15 protein-coding genes are annotated in these 18,383 nt (G+C 68.2%); 2 read left to right on the top strand and 13 right to left on the bottom strand.

All coding sequences use genetic code 11. The annotated features are described in order from the left end of the window. Positions 1 to 6 precede the first annotated feature (6 nt). The 8 genes from ACI48I_RS15275 to ACI48I_RS15240 form a co-directional block, all read right to left on the bottom strand. The gene (locus tag ACI48I_RS15275) at positions 7 to 975 is read right to left on the bottom strand and encodes a Bug family tripartite tricarboxylate transporter substrate binding protein (RefSeq protein ID WP_193685593.1); all 969 of its coding nucleotides are present in this window, start codon (positions 973 to 975) and stop codon (positions 7 to 9) included. Between the two features lie 52 nt (positions 976 to 1,027). Continuing rightward, positions 1,028 to 2,428, bottom strand: coding sequence for an MFS transporter (locus tag ACI48I_RS15270; protein WP_498574660.1), 1,401 nt, complete (start codon positions 2,426 to 2,428; stop codon positions 1,028 to 1,030). 71 nt (positions 2,429 to 2,499) lie between these two features. Beyond that, the gene (locus ACI48I_RS15265) at positions 2,500 to 3,663 is read right to left on the bottom strand and encodes a CaiB/BaiF CoA transferase family protein (protein ID WP_498574659.1); all 1,164 of its coding nucleotides are present in this window, start codon (positions 3,661 to 3,663) and stop codon (positions 2,500 to 2,502) included. Between the two features lie 14 nt (positions 3,664 to 3,677). Continuing rightward, positions 3,678 to 4,613 carry a hydroxymethylglutaryl-CoA lyase gene (locus tag ACI48I_RS15260; protein ID WP_193685590.1) on the bottom strand — a complete coding sequence of 312 codons (936 nt, stop codon included), beginning with the start codon at positions 4,611 to 4,613 and terminating at the stop codon, positions 3,678 to 3,680. A 10-nt stretch (positions 4,614 to 4,623) separates the two neighbouring features. After that, on the bottom strand, positions 4,624 to 5,148 hold the full coding sequence (locus ACI48I_RS15255) for a gamma carbonic anhydrase family protein (protein ID WP_498574658.1): 525 nt from the start codon (positions 5,146 to 5,148) through the stop codon (positions 4,624 to 4,626). 214 nt (positions 5,149 to 5,362) lie between these two features. Next, positions 5,363 to 5,578, bottom strand: coding sequence for a hypothetical protein (locus ACI48I_RS15250; protein WP_193685588.1), 216 nt, complete (start codon positions 5,576 to 5,578; stop codon positions 5,363 to 5,365). Positions 5,579 to 5,866: 288 nt separating this feature from the next. Next, positions 5,867 to 7,630: an amidohydrolase gene (locus tag ACI48I_RS15245; protein WP_498574657.1), complete on the bottom strand. Its 1,764-nt coding sequence runs from the start codon at positions 7,628 to 7,630 to the stop codon at positions 5,867 to 5,869. 11 nt (positions 7,631 to 7,641) lie between these two features. After that, positions 7,642 to 9,237 (bottom strand): phytoene desaturase family protein, encoded by a 1,596-nt coding sequence (locus tag ACI48I_RS15240; protein WP_498574656.1) that lies wholly within the window; start codon positions 9,235 to 9,237, stop codon positions 7,642 to 7,644. 118 nt (positions 9,238 to 9,355) lie between these two features. Between ACI48I_RS15240 and ACI48I_RS15235 the strand changes: the two genes are divergently transcribed. Both ACI48I_RS15235 and eutC read left to right on the top strand, forming a co-directional pair. After that, positions 9,356 to 10,744 (top strand): ethanolamine ammonia-lyase subunit EutB, encoded by a 1,389-nt coding sequence (locus ACI48I_RS15235; protein WP_498574655.1) that lies wholly within the window; start codon positions 9,356 to 9,358, stop codon positions 10,742 to 10,744. A 13-nt stretch (positions 10,745 to 10,757) separates the two neighbouring features. Next, on the top strand, positions 10,758 to 11,558 hold the full coding sequence (eutC, locus tag ACI48I_RS15230) for an ethanolamine ammonia-lyase subunit EutC (protein WP_498574654.1): 801 nt from the start codon (positions 10,758 to 10,760) through the stop codon (positions 11,556 to 11,558). A gap of 25 nt (positions 11,559 to 11,583) precedes the next feature. Here the strand turns inward: eutC and ACI48I_RS15225 are convergent, their stop codons facing one another. The 5 genes from ACI48I_RS15225 to ACI48I_RS15205 are packed head-to-tail and all read right to left on the bottom strand — an operon-like array spanning position 11,584 to position 18,378. After that, positions 11,584 to 12,969 carry a beta-barrel domain-containing protein gene (locus ACI48I_RS15225; protein ID WP_193685578.1) on the bottom strand — a complete coding sequence of 462 codons (1,386 nt, stop codon included), beginning with the start codon at positions 12,967 to 12,969 and terminating at the stop codon, positions 11,584 to 11,586. Beyond that, positions 12,966 to 14,534, bottom strand: a complete 1,569-nt coding sequence (locus ACI48I_RS15220) for an FHA domain-containing protein (RefSeq protein ID WP_498574653.1) — start codon at positions 14,532 to 14,534, stop codon at positions 12,966 to 12,968. The genes ACI48I_RS15225 and ACI48I_RS15220 overlap by 4 nt, the downstream gene beginning before the upstream one ends. After that, positions 14,531 to 15,991 carry an efflux transporter outer membrane subunit gene (locus tag ACI48I_RS15215; RefSeq protein WP_498574652.1) on the bottom strand — a complete coding sequence of 487 codons (1,461 nt, stop codon included), beginning with the start codon at positions 15,989 to 15,991 and terminating at the stop codon, positions 14,531 to 14,533. The genes ACI48I_RS15220 and ACI48I_RS15215 overlap by 4 nt, the downstream gene beginning before the upstream one ends. 17 nt (positions 15,992 to 16,008) lie before the next feature. After that, the gene (locus ACI48I_RS15210; RefSeq protein WP_498574651.1) at positions 16,009 to 17,952 is read right to left on the bottom strand and encodes an HD domain-containing phosphohydrolase; all 1,944 of its coding nucleotides are present in this window, start codon (positions 17,950 to 17,952) and stop codon (positions 16,009 to 16,011) included. A gap of 6 nt (positions 17,953 to 17,958) precedes the next feature. Next, positions 17,959 to 18,378 (bottom strand): DUF4399 domain-containing protein, encoded by a 420-nt coding sequence (locus tag ACI48I_RS15205; RefSeq protein WP_193685575.1) that lies wholly within the window; start codon positions 18,376 to 18,378, stop codon positions 17,959 to 17,961. Positions 18,379 to 18,383 lie beyond the last annotated feature (5 nt).

Here is an 18,383-nt window from a genome sequence, read left to right as displayed (position 1 = left end):
CGCTCCTTAGTCGATGCTCATGCCGGACTGCTTGACCAGCTTGGCGTACTTCGCCATGTCGCTCCTGAACACGTTGGCGGCGTCGGCCGGCGTGCCGCCGATCGGCGTGAAGCCCTGCGCCGCCAGCGCATCCTGCATCTCCTTCGTTTCGAGGATGTGGGCGAGGTCGGTGGAGAGCTTTGTCACCAGCGGGCGCGCCATGTCCTTCGGTCCGATCAGCGCGATCCAGCCCTGCATGTTGTAGTTCGGGAGACCCTGCTGCGCCAGCGGCAGCACGCCCGGCAGGATGTTCGACGGCGTCGTGGTCGAGACGCCGATGGCACGCAGCTTGCCCGCCTTGATGTGCTGCGCGGCGCCGGTGACGCCGACAAAGGCGAGCTGGATCTGGCCGCCCAGCAGGTCGGTCGTCATCTGGCCGGTGCCTTTATAAGGGATATGGCGGAAGCTGACGCCTGCTTCGTGCTGCAATTCCTCGGCCGCCAGGTGCAGGATGGTGCCGTTGCCCGAGGAGCCGATGGTGATCTGGTCCGGTTTCGTTTTCGCCAGCGCGACCAGCTCCTTCAGGTTCGACACGCCCAGCGAGGGATGGGCAACCAGCACGAAGGGCGAGCCGGCGACCAGGGCGATGGTGGTGACGTCCTTGATCGAATCGAAAGGCATCGACTTGTACAGGCTCGGGTTGACCACGTGGTTGTTCGAGACCATGGCCAGGGTCGAGCCATCGGCGGCCGACCGTACCAGCTGGCCGGTCGCGGGGACGCCGCCGGCGCCCGGCAGGTTCTCGACCACGATGGGGCGCCCCAGGCTTTTCCCGAGCGGGACGCCGATGATGCGCGAGAGCGCGTCGACGCTGGAACCGGGCGCGTTCGGGACGATCAGGCGCACCGGCTTGTCGCCCTGGGCGAGTGCGGGCAACGCGACGGTGCAGGACAGGACAACAGCGGCGATACAGGTTGCGCGGGATGCGTAGTTCATGGTGTCTCCATTGGTCGTGAGTGGGTGGCGCTCGCCGGCGCCTTTTTATTGATTAATGCGAAATCTCTTCGAGGCGCATGCCGCGCGTCTTCGGCCCGAAGGCGCCGATCGCGACCATACAGGCCAGCATCGCGGCCGAGATGCCGATGAAGACGCCGATCACCCCGAAGTCGCGCAGCAGGAAGGCGATGATGAAGCCCGACATGCTGGCGCCGACGCGGCTGAACGAGTACACCAGGCCGGCGGCGCGGCAGCGGATCCGGGTCGGGAACAACTCGGTCTGGTAGGAGTGGTAGGCCACCGAGAGCGCCGATCCGGACAGGCTGATCATCAGGCCGAGCACGATCAGGGGGCCGACTTCGCGCAGCTGCGAGAACAGCGTGCCGAACACGATCACGGCCAGCGCCGAATACACGATCATCCACTTGCGCTCGACCTTGTCGGCGATCGTCATGGCCAGCAGCGGACCGACCGGTGCCGCGGTGGCGATGACAAAGGCGTACAGCAGGCTCTTGGTGACGGTGATGCCCTGCCCGATCAGCAGCGTCGGCACCCAGTTCTGGAAGCCGTAATAGGCGATCGCCTGGAAGAAGTTAAACACCAGGAGCATCAGGACGCGCGAACGGTAGGGCTTCTTCCACAGCTCGCCGAAGGAGGCGGTTTGCACGGCCGGCTGGATCACGGCCGGCAGCGGCTTCGGCAAGGGCTGCCGGTACTCGGCCTCCACGGTGTGCTCGATCTTCGCCACGATACGTTCGGCTTCCGCGTGGCGTCCCTGCTGCGCCAGCCAGCGCGGGCTCTCCGGCACTGCCAGGCGGATGAACCAGACGACGATCGCGCCGGCGGCGCCGAACAGCACCACCCAGCGCCAGCCGTCGATGCCGAGCATCGAGGTCGGCACGAGGAAATAGGACAGCAGCGCGGCGACCGGCGCGGCGCAGAACATCACGGCCTGGTTGAAGGCCATGGCCCGGCCGCGCATGTGCTGCGGCACCATCTCGGTAATGAAGACGTCGATGGTGACGATCTCGATGCCGACGCCGATGCCGGTCACGAAGCGCCAGAACAGGACGCCCTCGGTGGTGGCTTGCGCCGCCATGATCGCCGAGCCGACCGAATACCAGAGCAGCGAAATGGTAAATACCTTGCGCCGCCCGTAGCGATCCGACAGGAAGCCGAAGAAGAAGGTGCCGACGAATAGTCCGGCGAAGGTGGCGGCGATGAAGGCGCCGATGCCGTTCATGCCGAACAGCGTGGCCGTGGTCGCGGTGAACAGGCCGCTTTTGGCCATGCCCGGCGCGATGTAGCCGGTGAATACCAGGTCGTAGACTTCGAAGAAGCCGCCCAGCGAGATGAGCAGGACGGTGAGCCAGAGCTGGCGTGTGGCCGGCAGGCGGTCCATGCGCGCGGTGATGCTTGAGGCCGCCGCTGCGCCGAGCGCGTCGCGTTTCATATGTGTCTCCTGTTGCAGTCTGCCCTTATTGGTTCGGGCTTGTCGGTCGGTGGATAGATAGGCTGGGTAACTTACGAGACCTGGCGCTCGTCCCTTCTTGCCGCAAGCGCGGCCAGGACTTCGTCGGTGTGCTCGCCGATCTTCGGCAGCGGGCGCTGCACTCCCAGCCTGCGGCCATCCATCAGCACCGGCATCAGCACCACGTCGGTGGTACCGCCCTCGGCGGTCTGCATCGGCACCATGCCGCCGCTCTCGCGCAGGTGGCGGTCTTCCAGCAGCTGGTCCGGGCTGGCGATCGGTGCGTACGGCAGGCCCGCCTTTTCAAGCTTGGCGGAGAGCTCGACGATGTCGTGTTCGCGCAGGATGGCACCGAGGCGCTCCAGCACCTGCGGGCGGATCGCCACGCGCTGGTCGTTGGTACGCAGGCTTGGGTCGTCCAGCAAATCCTGGCGTTCGAGCACGGCGCACAGCTGGTTCCACTGCTTGTCGCTCACGGCGCCGATGAACAGCTGCCTGCCTTCGGCCAGGGTGAACACGTCGTACACCGACCAGGGCGAGGAACGTGCCGGCATCGGCGGCGGCGCTTCGCCCGACATCGCGGCCTGCTGCATGTGCGAGGCGACCAGGAAAGCGCAGTTTTCGAACAGCGCGCTCTGGATTTCCTGGCCCTTGCCCGTCGCGCGCCGTTCCCACAGCGCGGCCAGTACCGCGATCGCGCCGAACATGCCGCCCATGATGTCGTTCACCGAGGCGCCGGCACGCAGCGGCCGGCCCGGCGGCCCCGTCATGTAGGCCAGGCCGCCCATCATCTGCACGACTTCGTCGAGCGCGAGGCGGTTTTCATACGGCCCGGGGAGGAAACCCTTGTGCGAGACGTAAATCAGGCCCGGGCATGCTTGCGACAGCGTCGCGTAGTCGAGGCCGAGCCTGGCCATCAGGCCCGGCCGGAAGTTCTCGATCATGACGTCGCAGTCGCAGATCAGCTCTTTCGCGCTCGCCAGGCCCTGCGGGGTCTGGATGTCGAGCACGATGCTCTTCTTGTTGCGGTTGAAGGTGCGGAAGAAGCCGAGGCCGACGCCGGACATGGTGCGCGTCTTGTCGCCGCTCGGCGGCTCGACCTTGATCACTTCGGCGCCGAGGTCGGCCAGGATCATGCCGCAGGTCGGGCCCATGACCATGTGGGAAAATTCGATGACGCGGATTCCGGCCAGCGGGAGTTTATGGGTGTCTGACATGATGGATTCCAGGTTCAGGCGATAGCAGCCGTGTTGAATGTTTTCGGAACGCCGGCCAGGTGCAGCGCGCCATGCAGGGTTTCGCCCGCCAGCCAGCCGGCGACCTTGCCACGCAAGGCGAGCAGGCGCTCGAGATCGATGCCGGTGTCGACACCCATACTGGCGAGCATGTAGGCGAGGTCTTCGGTGGCCGCATTGCCGCTGGCGCCGGGCGCGTGCGGGCAGCCGCCGATGCCGGCCAGCGAGGCGTCGAAGCGCTCCACGCCGCTTTCCAGGGCCGCGTACACGTTGGCCAGCGCCATGCCGCGCGTATCGTGGAAGTGCCCGCAGCAAAAGCGGTCGCCGGCAATCGCGATCGCCTTTTCGCACAGTTCGCGCACCATGCGCGGGTCGGCATAGCCAACGGTGTCGGCCAGGCTGACGCGGTCGGCGCCGGCGTCGAGCAGGGCCTGCATCAGGCGCAGCACTTCGGATTGTTCGACCTGTCCTTGCAGGGTGCAGCCGAAGGCCGTGCCGACGCCGCCTTCGATCAGGGTGGTCGAGCCGGCCGCGTCGCGGGCGGCGCGGATGCGGGACAATTCGGCGACGACTTCGTCGGGCGTCTTGCGCAGGTTGGCCAGGCTGTGGGCGTGGCTGGCCGAGAGCGGCAGGATCATCAGGTGGGCCCCGCCGTCGATGGCGCGCTCGGCGCCTTTCAGGTTCGGCACCAGCACCGAGGCGCGCAGGCCGGGCAGCGTGTTGGCGAATGCGAGCAATTCGGCGGTGTCGGCCAGTTGCGGCAGCAGGCGCGCCGGCACAAAGGAGCCGACCTCGATCTCGCGCTGGCCCGCTTCATGGGCGGCGCGGATCCATTCGATCTTCCGTTCGGTGGGGACGATGGTGGCGATGCTTTGCAGGCCATCCCGCAGGCCGACTTCGCGCACGACGGCGCGCGGTGGGAGCGTGTTCATGGCGCGCTCCTCAGCCGATTCGTTCGAGTTCGGTGCGGAAGCGGCGCGCGCGCTCGATGTATTCGGCGGCGTTCCTGCGCATGCCGGCAATGTCCTCTTCGGTGAGCGTACGCAGCACCTTGGCCGGCGCGCCGACGATCAGCGAATTGTCGGGGAATTCCTTGCGCTCGGTGACCAGGGCGCCGGCGCCGACCAGGCAGTTCCGGCCGATCTTCGCGCCGTTCAGGATCACCGCCTGGATGCCGACCAGGGTCCCTTCGCCGATGGTGCAGCCGTGCAGCATGGCCTGGTGCCCGATGGTGACGTTCGCTTCGATCCGCATCGGATAACCGGGATCGGTGTGGAGCACCGCGCCTTCCTGGACGTTGACGCCGGCGGCGAGTTCGATGGCTTCGTTGTCGCCGCGGATGACGGCGCCGGACCACACGGAGCAGTCCTCGGCGAGGGTGACCTTGCCGATGACGGTGGCCTCGAAGGCGATATAGGCGGCCGGGTCGATCGCGGGCGCGACGCCGGACAATGCGTAGATGGGCATGGAATTCCTTGTCTCGGTGCGCCGTTATCGGAATGAGACGGTGGCGCTATGAAACGAGTATAAAACTTCCAATATGCGTGTACAGAAGCCATTTGGAAGTTCAGGAATTCCGAACTGGAATGACAAAACGGCCCACGCGGGGCCGTTTTCATCGTACTTCCTGCGCGGCCTGGCGGCCGCGGTCGGAGCGCCGGGGCGTCTCCCCTGAACCGATTTACCAGGTGCGGGCAGCTGCGGCCAGGGCCTTGAGGGCCTGTGGGCTGACCGAGTCGGCCGTGCCGGCGGCGCGGTACAGCTTCCAGACGTCGCTGGTGTCGACGGCGTTGGCCGAGAACAGGCGGGCGATGAACTGCGTGGCGCGCTGGAACAGGGTCAGGCTGGCGGCCGATGGCAGGGTCGATGCACGTGGGAGCGAGTAGATGGTAGACATAATGGGATTCCTCTTTTCGTGTGTTGTTTGCTGTTACCCCTAAGTATCGGCTCTTTGAGATAGAAATCAAATTTCAAGTTCGAATGAAGGCCATTCACGATGAGCATAACTCACGAGCACGAAGTTTCCCCATTTCGGCATTTTTCAATTCCACGGGGCAATAACCAGATATAAGCAAACTCGCACCCCTTTGCCGGGCACGTCGAGCCATGCCGTCGCGGCATGCCTGCATTTCCCGCTCGGCAGCGTTGGAGAGCCACCACGATGCCGATTGCCGACGATGCCGCCTCAGCGCAGGCCCTTGGCCCGGTACACGATACGGCCGCCCACGACTGTCTGCACCACCTTCACCCTGGCGATCTCCTCCTCCGGGATACGCATGACGTTCCGGTCGAGGACGATCAGGTCGGCCAGCTTGCCCACTTCCAGCGATCCGATCGCCGCCTCCTGGCGCAGTGTGTAGGCCGCGTTCATGGTGGCGGCGCGCAGCACGGCGGCGCGCGGCATGCCGGGCTGCGCCGTCAGGCGGCCGGCGAATTCCGGGCCCGCGTCCGGAGCGGCAGTGCGGGTGACGCCTACCTTCAGCGCAAACCAGACGTCGAGCGGATCGACCGGCCAGTCGCTGCCGTAGGCGACCCGGGCGCCGGCGTCCAGTAGCACCGCCTGCGGTTCGACGGCCGCATAGCGCGCCGGGCCCAGGTAGTCTTTCAGCGCGCCGACGGTATCGGGTGCCGGCTTGCCCCACTGGAGGGAGAGCACCGGCGTCACATCCAGCTTCGCGAAGCGCGGAGTGTCGGCGGGCGCCACGATCTCGGCATGCGCCAGCGCGGGCCGCGCTGCGCGACCCTCCGGGGTGGCGCGCAGCGCTTCGATGGCGTCCAGCGATTCGCGCACCGCGCGGTCGCCGTCGGCGTGGATGTGCGGATCGACGTGGACCTTCGCGAGTTCAACCAGTGTCGTGCGTAAGGCCGGCGGCGTGAAATAGCTGTCCGGCCCGCGGCTCGGACCCGGCTGCCAGTCGGGCTCATTCAGGGTCCCCTTGTTGACCAGGTAGGGCTCGAGCATGGCGCCGGTAAAGGCGGGCGCGGCGATCACCCCATCCATGAACAGTTTGGCATGGCGTACCTGCATCGAGGGCGCCGGCTTGGTCGGGCCCTGGTCGAATCGCCTTTGCTGGCGCAGCAGGTCGGCGACGGCCGCCTTCGGCGTCACCCCCTTGTCCAGGTCGACCAGCACCGCGAAGTGGGCACGCGCGGTGAGCCGGCCGCGGCGTTGCAGGGTCCTGAAGGCCGTCATCGTCTCCGGATCGGTCCAGGCGTCGAGGAAGCTGGTGATGCCTTGCGCGCGCATCGCCGCCAGCGCCTTGCCGGAGGCTGCCAGGTTTTCCGCGGCGCTCAAGGGCGGCAGAAGGCGCATCGCCAGGTCCTGGGCGGCGTCTTCCAGCAGCCCGGTCGCTGCGCCTTTGGTATCGCGCACGATTCTTCCGCCGGCCGGACCGGGCGTGTCGGACCTGATGCCTGCCAGCGCGATCGCCCGCGAATTGAGCTGGACCGAGTGCCCGAAGGAGGAACGGACGATGATGGGACGCGTCGTCGTCAGGGCGTCCAGCGTGGCCGCACTCGTCGTCACGCCTTCCGGCTGCATCCCTTGCTGGAACCAGTTGACCACGACCAGCCAGCGGTCCGGCCCCTTGTCCCTGTCGTGGTCCAGGCAGGCCTGGATGCGCGCCTGGAACTGCGGCACGCTCAGGCGCCGGTAGTCGAGGCTGCAATTGAGCAGGCGGCTGCCGCCCGACTGCGGATGCATGTGGGCGTCGACCAGGCCGGGCATCAGCATGCGGCCATGCAGGTCGATCACGCGGGTGGCCTTGCCGGTCAGCGCCCTGGCGCCGGCGTCGGCCCCGACATACACGATGCGTCCGGCGCGCACGGCCAGCGCCTGGTGCACGCTGTCCCCGGCGTCGACCGTGTAGACGAAGCCGTTGCGGTACACCAGGTCTGCCGGCGCGGCAGCATGGGCCACGGCGCCCGCCAGCATGAGGACAGCGAACATCGCGGACCTGCTCATTGCCGTGCGAAGTCCCGCAGCACCTCGCGCGCCGCGTTATGCCCCGGCGCCCCGGTGACGCCGCCGCCCGGATGGGTGCCCGCGCCGCAGGTGTACAGGCCCGCGACCGGGCCGCGGTAATCCGCATGGCCGAGCATCGGGCGGGCCGCGAACAGCTGGTCGAGCCCCAGCGCCCCGTGGAAGATGTCGCCCCCGACCAGGCCGAAGGTGCGCTCCAGGTCGAGTGGGCTCATGATCTGGCGCCCCAGCACCGAGCGCTTGAAGTTCGGCGCCCAGCGGTCGACGGTATCGATCATCAGGTCGGCCACCTGTTCGCGGTGCGCGTCCCAGCTCGATCCGTCCGGCAGCTGGGGAGCAACGTGCTGGCAGAACAGGCTGGCCACGTGCTGGCTCGGCGGCGCCAGGGTCGGGTCGAGGGTGGACGGAATCAGCATCTCCACGATCGGCTCGCGGGACCAGCCGGCGCTGCGTGCGTCATGGTAGGCGCGCTCCATGTAGTCCAGGCTCGGGGCGATGATGATGCCGCTGCCGTGGTGCTCTGCCACCTGGCGACCAGGCAGGCAGGTAAAACTGGGGAGTTCCGACAGCGCTACGTTCATGCGGAAGGTGCCGGACCCGCAGCGCCAGGCCCGCATGCGGCGCAGGAAATCGTCCGGGAGCGCGCCAGGGTCGACCAGCCGCGTGTAAAGCAGGCGCGGATTCAGGTTCGAGACGACCACGCGCGCGTCCAGGCGCTCGCCTTTCGCGGTGACGACGCCGGTCGCCCTTCCTTTGTCCAGCAGCACCTCGTCGACGCCGCAGCCGGTGCGGATCTCCACGCCCAGCGCCTGCGCCGCCTTCGCCATGGCCTGCGTGATCGCGCCCATGCCGCCGATCGCGTGGCCCCAGGCGCCCTTCTTTCCGTTGACCTCGCCGAACACATGATGCAGCAGCACATAGGCCGACCCGGGCGTGTACGGGCTGGCGTAGTTGCCGACCACGCTGTCGAAACCGTACACGGCCTTGATCGGCGCGCTTTCGAACCAGCCGTCCAGGTAGTCGCCGGCCGACTTGGTGAACAGGTCGAGCAGTTCGCGCTGCGCGGACAGGGACAGGGACCGCATCCGGTTGCCGAGCCGGCCCGCCTTGATCAGTTCCGGCAGCGCCGCCAGCCAGCTGCCCTGCACCCGGTTCGGCGGCGTCTGCAGGACCAGGTCGCGCAGCAGGTCGGCCGCGGCATCGAGGTGGCTGGCGTAGGCGTCGAGCCGCTCGGCGTCGCGCTGCGAAAATTTCGCCACTTCGGCCGCGGTCCGGCCGGCACCGATCTTCAGGTAACGGCTGTCGTCCAGCGGCAGGAAATTCGAGAGCGGCCGCTCGACGATGCGCAGGCCGTGCGCGGCCAGGTTCATGTCGCCGATCACCTTCGGGTTGAGGAGGGAGACGGTATAGGCGGCGACCGAGTTGCGAAAACCCGGGTGGAACTCCTCGGTGACGGCCGCGCCGCCGACGACGTCGCGCTGTTCCAGCACCGTCACCTTCAGGCCGGCGCGAGCCAGGTAGAAGGCGCAGACCAGGCCGTTGTGGCCACCACCGATGATGATTGCGTCGCGCATCCGGTTCCTCCATGCGAGAGAGAGGAGCATTATGGACGCAGAACGACGAAAATTGCACCTCATATAGTAATGAGGTAGTCTGCACCGGTAGTCTCCGACCCTGCGCAGGGAGCCAGCCATGAGCCAGATCACCCATCTTGTCGGCAGCCGTACCTACACCTTCTCCGGCCTGCGCGAGCTGCTGGCGAAGGCGACCCCGGCGCGCTCGGGCGACTACCTGGCCGGCCTGGCCGCCGGCAGCGCCGAGGAACGCGTGGCGGCGCAAATGGCCCTGGCCGACCTGCCGCTGACCACCTTCCTGAACGAGGCCGTGGTGCCCTACGAGCTGGATGAAGTCACGCGCCTGATCATGGACACCCACGATGCCGCCGCCTTCGCGCCGATCCGCCACCTGACTGTCGGGGATTTGCGGGACTGGCTGCTCGGCGACGAGGCGAATGAGGCGCTGCTGGCGCGCACCGCGCCGGGCATCACGCCGGAGATGGCGGCCGCCGTCTCGAAGATCATGCGCATCCAGGACCTGGTGCTGGTCGCCCGCAAGTGCCGCGTCGTCACCCGCTTTCGCAACACGATCGGCCTGCCCGGGACCCTCTCGACCCGGCTGCAGCCGAACCACCCGCTCGATGATGCATCCGGCATCGCGGCAAGCCTGTTCGACGGCCTGATGTACGGCAGCGGCGACGCCGTCATCGGCATCAATCCGGCCACCGACAACGTGGCGCAGGTGATCAAGCTCGTGGCCATGCTCGGCGAGATCATCGACCGCTACGCCATTCCTACGCAGTCCTGCGTGCTGACCCATGTGACGAATACCCTCGCCGCGATCGAACGCGGCGCGCCGGTCGACCTCGTGTTCCAGTCGATCGCCGGGACCCAGGCGGCGAATGCCAGCTTCGGCATCGACCTGGCGCTGCTGAAGGAAGCGCGCGCCTCTGCCCTGTCGCTGGGGCGCGGCACGCTGGGCGAGAACCTGATGTATTTCGAGACCGGCCAGGGCAGCGCGCTCTCGAGCAACGCCCATCACGGCCTCGACCAGCAAACCTGCGAGGCGCGCGCCTATGCCGTGGCGCGCGCCTTCGAGCCGCTGCTGGTTAATTCCGTGGTCGGTTTCATGGGGCCGGAATACCTGTACGACGGCAAGCAGATCACCCGTGCCGGCCTGGAAGACCATTTCTGCGCCAAGCTGCTCGGGCTGCCGATGGGGGTGGATGTCTGCTACACCAACCATGCGGAGGCCGACCAGGACGACATGGACGTGCTGCTGACGATGCTGGGGGCGGCCGGCTGCAGCTTCGTGATGGGGGTGCCCGGCGCAGACGACATCATGCTGAACTACCAGACCACCTCCTTTCACGACGCCCTGTATGCGCGGCGCGTGCTCGGCCTGCGCCCGGCGCCGGAATTCGAGGCCTGGCTGCGCGGCCTGGGCATATTCAAAGGCGACGGCGAGGTGGCGCTGGGCGGCGCGGTGCCCTTGCCATTCCAGCGCGCGCTGCAGCTTCCCTGAGGGAGGAGAACAGATGGCCGATTCGATCACCCCGTCCGATCCCTGGCAGGCCCTGCGCCGGTTCACCGCCGCCCGCATCGGGCTCGGGCATACCGGCATCAGCCAGCCGACGAGGGCCCAGCTCGACTTCCAGCTGGCCCATGCCAGGGCGCGCGACGCCGTGCACCAGGGCCTCGACGCGGCAAGCCTGGCGCCCGCGCTGGCGGCGGCCTGGCCGGGATCCCCACCCCTGCTGCTGCACAGCGCGGCGGAGAACCGCAACGTCTACCTGCAGCGGCCCGATCTCGGGCGCAGGCTGGACGCGCCCTCGCGCGCCCTGCTCTTAGAACGGCGCGGCAACGACAGTCAATGCGATCTGGCGCTCGTCGTTGCCGACGGCCTGTCCGCCCTCGCCGTGGCCCAGAACGCCCCGCCCTTCCTGCAGGCGCTGCATGCCCGGCTGGCGGCCGAGGCCTGGACGCCGGCGCCGCTGTCCATCGTCGAGCAAGGCCGCGTGGCGGTCGGCGACGAGGTCGGGGAGCTGCTCGGCGCACAAGTCGTCGTCGTCCTGATCGGCGAGCGGCCCGGCCTGAGTTCGCCCGACAGCATGGGCCTGTATCTGACCTGGGCGCCGCGCGTCGGGCTGACCGACGAGCGGCGCAACTGCATCTCGAACCTCAGGCCGGCCGGGCTGGGGGTCGAAGAGGCGGCGGACAAGCTGCATTATTTGCTGACGGAGGCGCGCCGGCGGCAGGTAAGTGGCGTCGCCCTGAAGGACGAGACTGGAGAAACGCAGGCCCTGCCGAACGGCGGCGGGCCCGCGTTTCTGCTTTAACCCTCAGCCGAGGTTACGCCCGCCCTCACCCCCCGATATCCCGGAACGGATCCAGCGCCAGGTCGATCATCCGCCGCTCCCGCACCACGATCTCCGCCACCGCGGTCATCCCGTAGCGCAGCGGATACCGGGTCTCCCCCACCCGGTACTCGACCTGGTCGAGCGAGACCCGCCCTTCGTACACCGGCTGCCTGGTGACGGGCGAGGGTTTCGTCGCCGGCGAAATGAATTGCAGCGTGCCCCGGATCAGCCCATAGCGCTGGTAGGGAAAGGCGTTGAATTTCATCTGCACCGCCTGGCCTTCGCGCAGGAAGCCCCGGTCGTGCTCGGCGATGTCGATCTTCAGGATCGGCCTGGCGTTGCGCGGCGCGATGCCGCCCAGCGGGGCGTTGGCCTGGATCTTGTCGCCGGGCTGGGTCGAGGTCACCTCGGTGATCACGCCGTCGACCGGGGCGACGATGCGCAGGAAATTTTCCTTGTCGATGTTCTCGAACTTGATGCGCGCCGCGGCGTCGGCGACCAGGCGCGCAGTCTGTACCTGCAGCCGCAGTTTGTCTTCGGCGTTGGCCACTTCGCGGTCGGCGGAGGCCGATTGCAGGCGCAGTTTTTCCAGCTGCTGGCCGCTGGTTTCCAGTTCGCTCCTGGCCTGGGTCGACTCGATGCTCTGCCGCGCCGCCAGCTCGCTCAATCGCGCCTGCGCCACGCTCAGCGCGTTTTCGGCCGCCGCCAGCGCGTTCTTCTTGCTCTCCACCTGCAGCTGCGAGACGCCGCCGCCGCCGGGCAAGGCGAACAGGCGGGCGAACTTGTCTGCCTCGATCCTGGCTGCGTCGCGTGCGCGGCGGGCGTCTTCGACATTCGTGCGCGCTTCCTGCTGCTGCGCACTCTGGCCTTGTGCCAGCCGGCTGGTGCCCTCCTGCAGCCGGCGCCGGTGCTGGCGCTCTTCGACTTCGGTCGCTTCGCGCAGGGCGGCGGCGTTGCGCTCCATCAGGGCTTTCTTTTCGGGGAATTCCTTCCACTCGCGTTCGGCGTCCTCGAGCTTCAGGCGCGCTTCGAGGGCGTTCCTGGCGGCCTCGATCGCGCCACGCGCATAGATCCGGGCCACGACGTCGCCCGCCTTCACCGGCTGGCCCTCGGCGATATAGATGTTGGAGAGCTCGCCGTCGATCGGGGCGTACAGGCGCCGCACTTCGGACGCGGGCGCGAGCGTGCCCGTCGCCGTCACCAGCACGTCGGCGTGGCCGAAGAAGGACCAGACCAGGCCCGCCACCACCAGCGCCACCATCGCGTAGACCAGCGCCTGGGTGAAGCGCCACGGGTCGGCGGTGAGGATCGAGATCCCTTCCGCGCTATGCTCTTCGAGCGCCTCGGACAGCGGGGTCAGGGACTGCGGCTTGATCCAGTCGCGCTTCATGGCTGCGTCCTCGCGAGTGCCAGCCGGCGGATGTCGCTGAGCGCGTCGGCGTAGGCGTCGCGGAAGGCCGGCACGTGGGCGGCGATGGTCTCGAAGGCGCGCTGGTGCGCTTCGTCCTGTTCCTCCCAGCCCTTGAGGATGCGTTCGATGCCGGCGCCGTCGCCGGGGTCGCGCACCGGCGCCCCTGCGCCGCCGCGCTGGGCGACGAAGGCTTCCAGCCCGGTTATCCAGTCCAGCTCGTCGAGCAGGGGCGCGAGCTCGGGGTTGTGGCGCGCATGGCGGCGCATGCCGGCGAGCTGCTGCCGCGCCTGCGCGAAGCGCCCCGCCTTGACCGACGCCATCCAGGACGGCAGGTTCGCCTTGAGCAGCGCCTCCGTGCCCAGCGCGCGCAAACGGCCATTCTCCGGATCGCCCGCGAGCGCTGCATCGGCGGCCGCTGCCGCCTGTGCATAGGCGCCGTCGGCCAGCAAGCCCTCCACCTCGCGCACGGGACGATTCAGGCCGAGCAGCGCCCAGGCCAGCAGGACGACGACTGCCAGTGCCGCCGCGGCCCAATAACGCAGGCGCCGCATCGACAGCGGCCCCTTGCCGCCCAGGGCCGCGTGCAGCCCGGACAGCATGGCCGCGGCCTTGCCCTGGGGCGGCGCCGTCGCATCCTCATGCGGCACGGAGGGGTCCGCCCCGGGCGCCTGCGGCGCGTCCGGCGCAGCCGGCACAGATGGCGCGGCGTCGACGCAGAAGATGTCGAGGAAGGAGTCGGCGGCGGCGACGAAGGTGGTGCGGTCGGCGTCGGCCACCGGAACGGCGCTGGCGGCGCCGATCCGCGTCAGCGTCGGGTCGCGCGCGACGGCTTCCCATGCGAGCACGATGCGGTAGACGAAGTGGCGCCCGCCGAAAGCGATCAGGTCGCCGTCGTGCAGCGCGACCGCATGTTCATCGAGGCGGGTGCCGTTCACAAAAGTGCCGTTGGTGCTGCCCAGGTCTTCGACGTGCAGTTCGCCGCCCTTGAGGAAGATGTGCGCGTGGCGGCGCGACAGGTAGTTCACCTGCGCAGGCTCGAGGTCCTTGTAGCGGGCGAAGGTCTCGTCGGCCTTGCTGATCATGAAGGGGAACTCGGTGACGACGATCGGCTGCAGGCTTGTCCCCGTGTCTTCCGGGACCAGGGTCAGGGTGGCGAGCCGCGTGTGGGGCGGCTGCAGCGAGGCCTGGTCGAATTCGACGCGGTAAACAAGCGTCTTGCCGAGTCCGAGCAGGTCGCCGCTCTGGAGCGTGGTGATCGCCTGCCGGACCGGCACGCCGTTGACGGTGCTGCCGTTCTTGCTGCCCAATTCGGCGAAATAGACAGCGCCATGTTCGCAGAAGATGCGCGCGTGGCGGCGCGACAGGTCGGCCGCGAGCCCGGGCGGATAGGCGTCGAACGGGGCCTCGGTGCGGCCGATCGCGAACAGGTTCTCGTGGATGCGGATCGGTTCGAGGTCGGGGTGCGAGACCGGCACCAGCACGATCATCAGGCGGCCCGCCTGGCCGGTGCGTGGGGCGGCGGCCATCGCATCGAGCGCAGTCAAGGCCGGCTCCACTGCGCGTTCGACGGGCTACCGGGTGTACCCGCGTTGCGCACCTCGGCCGCCGGCCAGCCGCCGCCCAGCGCCTTGTAGAGCGTCACGGTATCGGACAGGATCTGCTGGTGGTTCGCGAGCAGCGCCAGCTGCGCCGCCAGCAGCGTGCGTTCGGCCTCGAATACTTCCAGCTGCGAGACCATGCCCTCCTTCAGCTGGGCTTCGACCTGGGCCGCGACGACGCCGAGCCGCTCGGCCTGCTGCTGGAGTTCGACCCGCTGGCGCCGGTGGGCGTCGAGGTTGACCAGCGCGTTCTCGACTTCCTCGAAGGCGGCCATGACGACACGCCGGTATTCCCCTTCGGCGACGCCGGTGCGCGCTTCGCTGGTTTTCAGGCGCGCCTTGACGCCCGGGTCGAAGATCGGGAAGTTGATGCTGGGGAGCAGGCCGAAGGTGAAGGATTTCAGGAGCGAGCCGAGCGCGAAGCTCGAGGTGCCGCCGCGCCCGGTAAGGCTGATCGAGGGCAGCTGGGCCAGTTTCGCCTGCCCCACCAGGTCGTAGGCCACCAGCACGCGGTATTCGGCGGCGACGACGTCGGGGCGGCGCTTGAGCAGCTGCGAGGGCAGGCCTTCGGGCACGGCCGGCAGCTGCACCCGCCCCTGCAGCGAGCCTGGCGGCACGGTGAATTCGCCGGCGGGGGTGCCGAGCAGGGTCGCGAGAGCGTTGCCGGCAAGCGCGCGCAGGCGCCCCAGTTCGATCAGATCCCGGCTCAACTGGTTGATTTCGGCGCGCTGCTGCAGCACCCGGGTTTTCGGCAGCAGGCCCTGCCCCTCCATCGCTTCGAAGGTGGCCAGGATGTTGCGGTTCTTGTCCAGGGTTTGCTGCTGCTGCCGGATCTGCTCGTCGAACTGCATGATCTGAAAATAGGTCGTCGACACGTCCGAGACCAGCGTCAGGTAGCCGGCGCGCCAGTCGGCCTCGGTCGCATTGAATTCGGCGCTCTGGGCCTCGACGCCCTTGGCCACGCGGCCCCAGACGTCGATGTCCCAATTGACCTGGGTGCCGAGGTTGAACTGCTTGCTGAATTTCTGGCCGGTGCTTTTCTCGAAGCTCGCGCCCGCGCCCGCATCGAGCGTCGGCAAGGCGCCGGCACGCGCTTCGCCGATTTCGGCGGCGGCCACGCGGATCCGTGCGGCGAGGATTTTCAGATCGAAGTTCTCCGCCACGGCGCGTTCGACCAGCCCGTCGAGATAGGGGTCGCGGAACTGCTTCCACCAGTCGGGCGCGATCATTTCGGCCGGGGCCACGGGCAAGCCCTTCTGGCTCGACCAGGCGGACTTGGCCGGGATCCCGGGGGTGGCATAGGGTTTCTGGCTGACGTCCGGGCAGCCGGACAACAGCATGGCCACGGCAGCGGCCAATGCGCCTCGCCCCAGGCGTCTTCGCAGGCTTGTCTGAAGGTTCATATCGACCTCGCCGCCCCTCACGCGTGGGCGCGCGCCTCCCATCCTTTCGAGTCGACGAAGACCTTGAACAGCCGTCCGTCGAGGTGGCCGGCGCGGCATTCCTCGGCGATCAGGTCGAGCGCACGCTCGGCCGGCACCGCCTCCTTGTAGGGCCGGTCGCGCGCGGTCAGCGCATCGTAGATGTCGCTGATCGTCAGGATCCGGGTCTGCAGGCAGATCTCGTCGCCGCGCAGGCCCATCGGGTAGCCCGACCCGTCCAGCTTCTCGTGGTGGCCATGGGCGATGGTGGGCACCCCGGCCAGTTCGCGTGTCCACGGAATCAGGATCAGGAAGGAATAGGAATCGGCGACATGGGCCTCGATCTGGCGCCGTTCGTCCGGCGTCAGGCAGCCCTTGCCGATATTCAGGGCGCCGAACTCGTCGTCGCTGAGCAGGCGGAAGGCCGGGTCGCCGGTGCCGTGGCAGGCGTGCCCGCGGATCGCTTCCAGTTCGGCCAGCGGCTCGGTGTGCGAGATCGCCGGCTCGTTGGCGCGCACGATGGTTTCCAAAAAGGCGTCGAGCCGCGCGCCTTCCACCTCCAGTTCGGCTTCGATGCGCTCGACTTCGTGCCGTAGCGCCGTCGTGCCCAGTTCGCCCTCCAGCTGGCGCTGCGCCAGGGTGCGCCAGGCATGCCGTTCGAGGCAGGCGCGGGCATAGCGGAAGCGCTGTTCCAGCAGGCGCATGTCGGCGTGGTGCAGCTTCTTCTCCTTGCGCAGCACGTGTTCGCGCACGCCGACCTTCCCGAAGTCGTGCAGCAGGGCCGCGTAGCGGATCTCGCGCAGCTGGGCCGGCGTGAAGGCGGCGCGGCGCAGGCTCGCGTCGTCCGCGTGTTCGAGCGCCATGGCCAGCTTCTCGGCATAGCCGGCGACGCGGAACGAGTGGCCCGCGGTGACCGGGTCGCGTTCCTCGATCGCCTGCACCGAGGCGCAGACGAAGCCGTCCAGCAGGCCCTTGATGCTCGAGTACAGCTGGAAGTTCTTCAGCGCGACTGCGGTCTCGGCGCACACGCCGCTGAGGATTTCGAGGTCCGCTTCCAGGAAGGCATGCGGATCCGAGGAGGTGTCGACCTGGATCAGGCCGAGCACTTCGTCGCCCAGGATCAGCGGCACGCACATGACGGAGAGGATCGCCTGCGCCACGATCGACTCGTGCGCCGCATAGTGGCGGTCGGCCAGGGTGTCGACCGAGAGGATGGCGCGCCGGCGAACCAGCACCTGGTCGACGATGGTATGCGAGATCCGCACCTGGGCCGGGTCAAGGGCCGCCCCGCCGCGGCGCCGCGCGGCGACCGGCCGCGGCGGGTCGCCTTCGCGTTCGCACAGCATGATGAAGGCGCGCTCGGCCTGCGGGAACAGGTCGAAGATGAAGTTCATGATCTTTTCGATCAGCGTGGCCTGGTCGGTGACGGCGCCCAGCGCGATGCTCACCTGCGCCATCGCGTGCAGCTGGTGCACCGTCTTCTCCAGCTCGCCGCGCCCGGCCTTGCCGGTGTCGACCACCGGCGCGAAGCGGGTGGCGTCGACCGAGCGCGTGATCACGGTGCTGGTGGTGCCCGCTGGCGGCAGCATCAGCGAATGGAAGACCAGCTGCGCCGAGGCCAGCGCCAGTTCGTCGCCGTCGCGCAGCGCATGCCAGGCGCCGGGCGCGAGCCGCTCGCCGCAGACGAAGGTGCCGTTGCGCGAATGGAGGTCCTCGACAAAATAATTCGCACCGCGGCGCCGGATGCGGGCATGGCGCCGGCTGATGGTTGGCTCGGGAATGCAGATGTACTTGTCGTCGGCCAGCGCGTCCTGGCGGTCGCGCCCGAGCACCGCTTCGTCATGCAGGGGAAACACCGCGGGCCCGGGCGTTTGCGCGCCCAGCCATTCGATATAGGCGCTGACGGGATCGCTGGAGGCGGCGAATGCGGCGTTCGGTTCCATGCGCAGTCACCTGACGGTGATCGTGATTTTCCTGGAAGTCACCGGCGGCGTATGGGGAACGTGGTTTTCGTCGCCCATTAACAATTGCAGCGTGTGCTTCCCGGGCGTCAGCTCGATCATCGTCTCCGTCTCGCCGGCGCCATAATGCAGGTGGTTGCGGTCGTTCGGGATCGGCTGCCCCGCCGGTGGGAGCTCCGTGTCGATCAGCAGGTGATGGTGGCCCGTATTGGCGAAGGCGACGCCTTTCGGGGCCACGCCCATGTAGCGCAGGCCGAACCAGATACGGAAGGGCTTGCCGGCCGCGATCACCTGGCCATCCGTGGGCCAGCCGATATAGCAGTAGGCGTTCGCAGGTGCGTCCGTGGCGCGGGCCGCCATGCCTGTCAGCCCGGCCGTCAGGACCAGTACCGCGAACAATGTGCGCATGGTGT

This window comes from Massilia sp. LXY-5 (genome assembly GCF_059801075.1).
Note: the sequence above shows the minus strand (reverse complement) of the source record. Positions and strands in the feature narration are given on the sequence as shown.

Coding starts and splice junctions, on each gene's coding strand:
- ACI48I_RS15215 (WP_498574652.1), bottom strand. CDS start 15,991: ATGAACCTTCAGACAAGCCTGCGAAGACGCCTGGGGCGAGGCGCATTG.
- ACI48I_RS15210 (WP_498574651.1), bottom strand. CDS start 17,952: ATGGAACCGAACGCCGCATTCGCCGCCTCCAGCGATCCCGTCAGCGCC.
- ACI48I_RS15265 (WP_498574659.1), bottom strand. CDS start 3,663: ATGTCAGACACCCATAAACTCCCGCTGGCCGGAATCCGCGTCATCGAA.
- ACI48I_RS15270 (WP_498574660.1), bottom strand. CDS start 2,428: ATGAAACGCGACGCGCTCGGCGCAGCGGCGGCCTCAAGCATCACCGCG.
- ACI48I_RS15240 (WP_498574656.1), bottom strand. CDS start 9,237: ATGCGCGACGCAATCATCATCGGTGGTGGCCACAACGGCCTGGTCTGC.
- ACI48I_RS15235 (WP_498574655.1), top strand. CDS start 9,356: ATGAGCCAGATCACCCATCTTGTCGGCAGCCGTACCTACACCTTCTCC.
- ACI48I_RS15245 (WP_498574657.1), bottom strand. CDS start 7,630: ATGTTCGCTGTCCTCATGCTGGCGGGCGCCGTGGCCCATGCTGCCGCG.
- eutC (WP_498574654.1), top strand. CDS start 10,758: ATGGCCGATTCGATCACCCCGTCCGATCCCTGGCAGGCCCTGCGCCGG.
- ACI48I_RS15255 (WP_498574658.1), bottom strand. CDS start 5,148: ATGCCCATCTACGCATTGTCCGGCGTCGCGCCCGCGATCGACCCGGCC.
- ACI48I_RS15205 (WP_193685575.1), bottom strand. CDS start 18,378: ATGCGCACATTGTTCGCGGTACTGGTCCTGACGGCCGGGCTGACAGGC.
- ACI48I_RS15225 (WP_193685578.1), bottom strand. CDS start 12,969: ATGAAGCGCGACTGGATCAAGCCGCAGTCCCTGACCCCGCTGTCCGAG.
- ACI48I_RS15275 (WP_193685593.1), bottom strand. CDS start 975: ATGAACTACGCATCCCGCGCAACCTGTATCGCCGCTGTTGTCCTGTCC.
- ACI48I_RS15250 (WP_193685588.1), bottom strand. CDS start 5,578: ATGTCTACCATCTACTCGCTCCCACGTGCATCGACCCTGCCATCGGCC.
- ACI48I_RS15260 (WP_193685590.1), bottom strand. CDS start 4,613: ATGAACACGCTCCCACCGCGCGCCGTCGTGCGCGAAGTCGGCCTGCGG.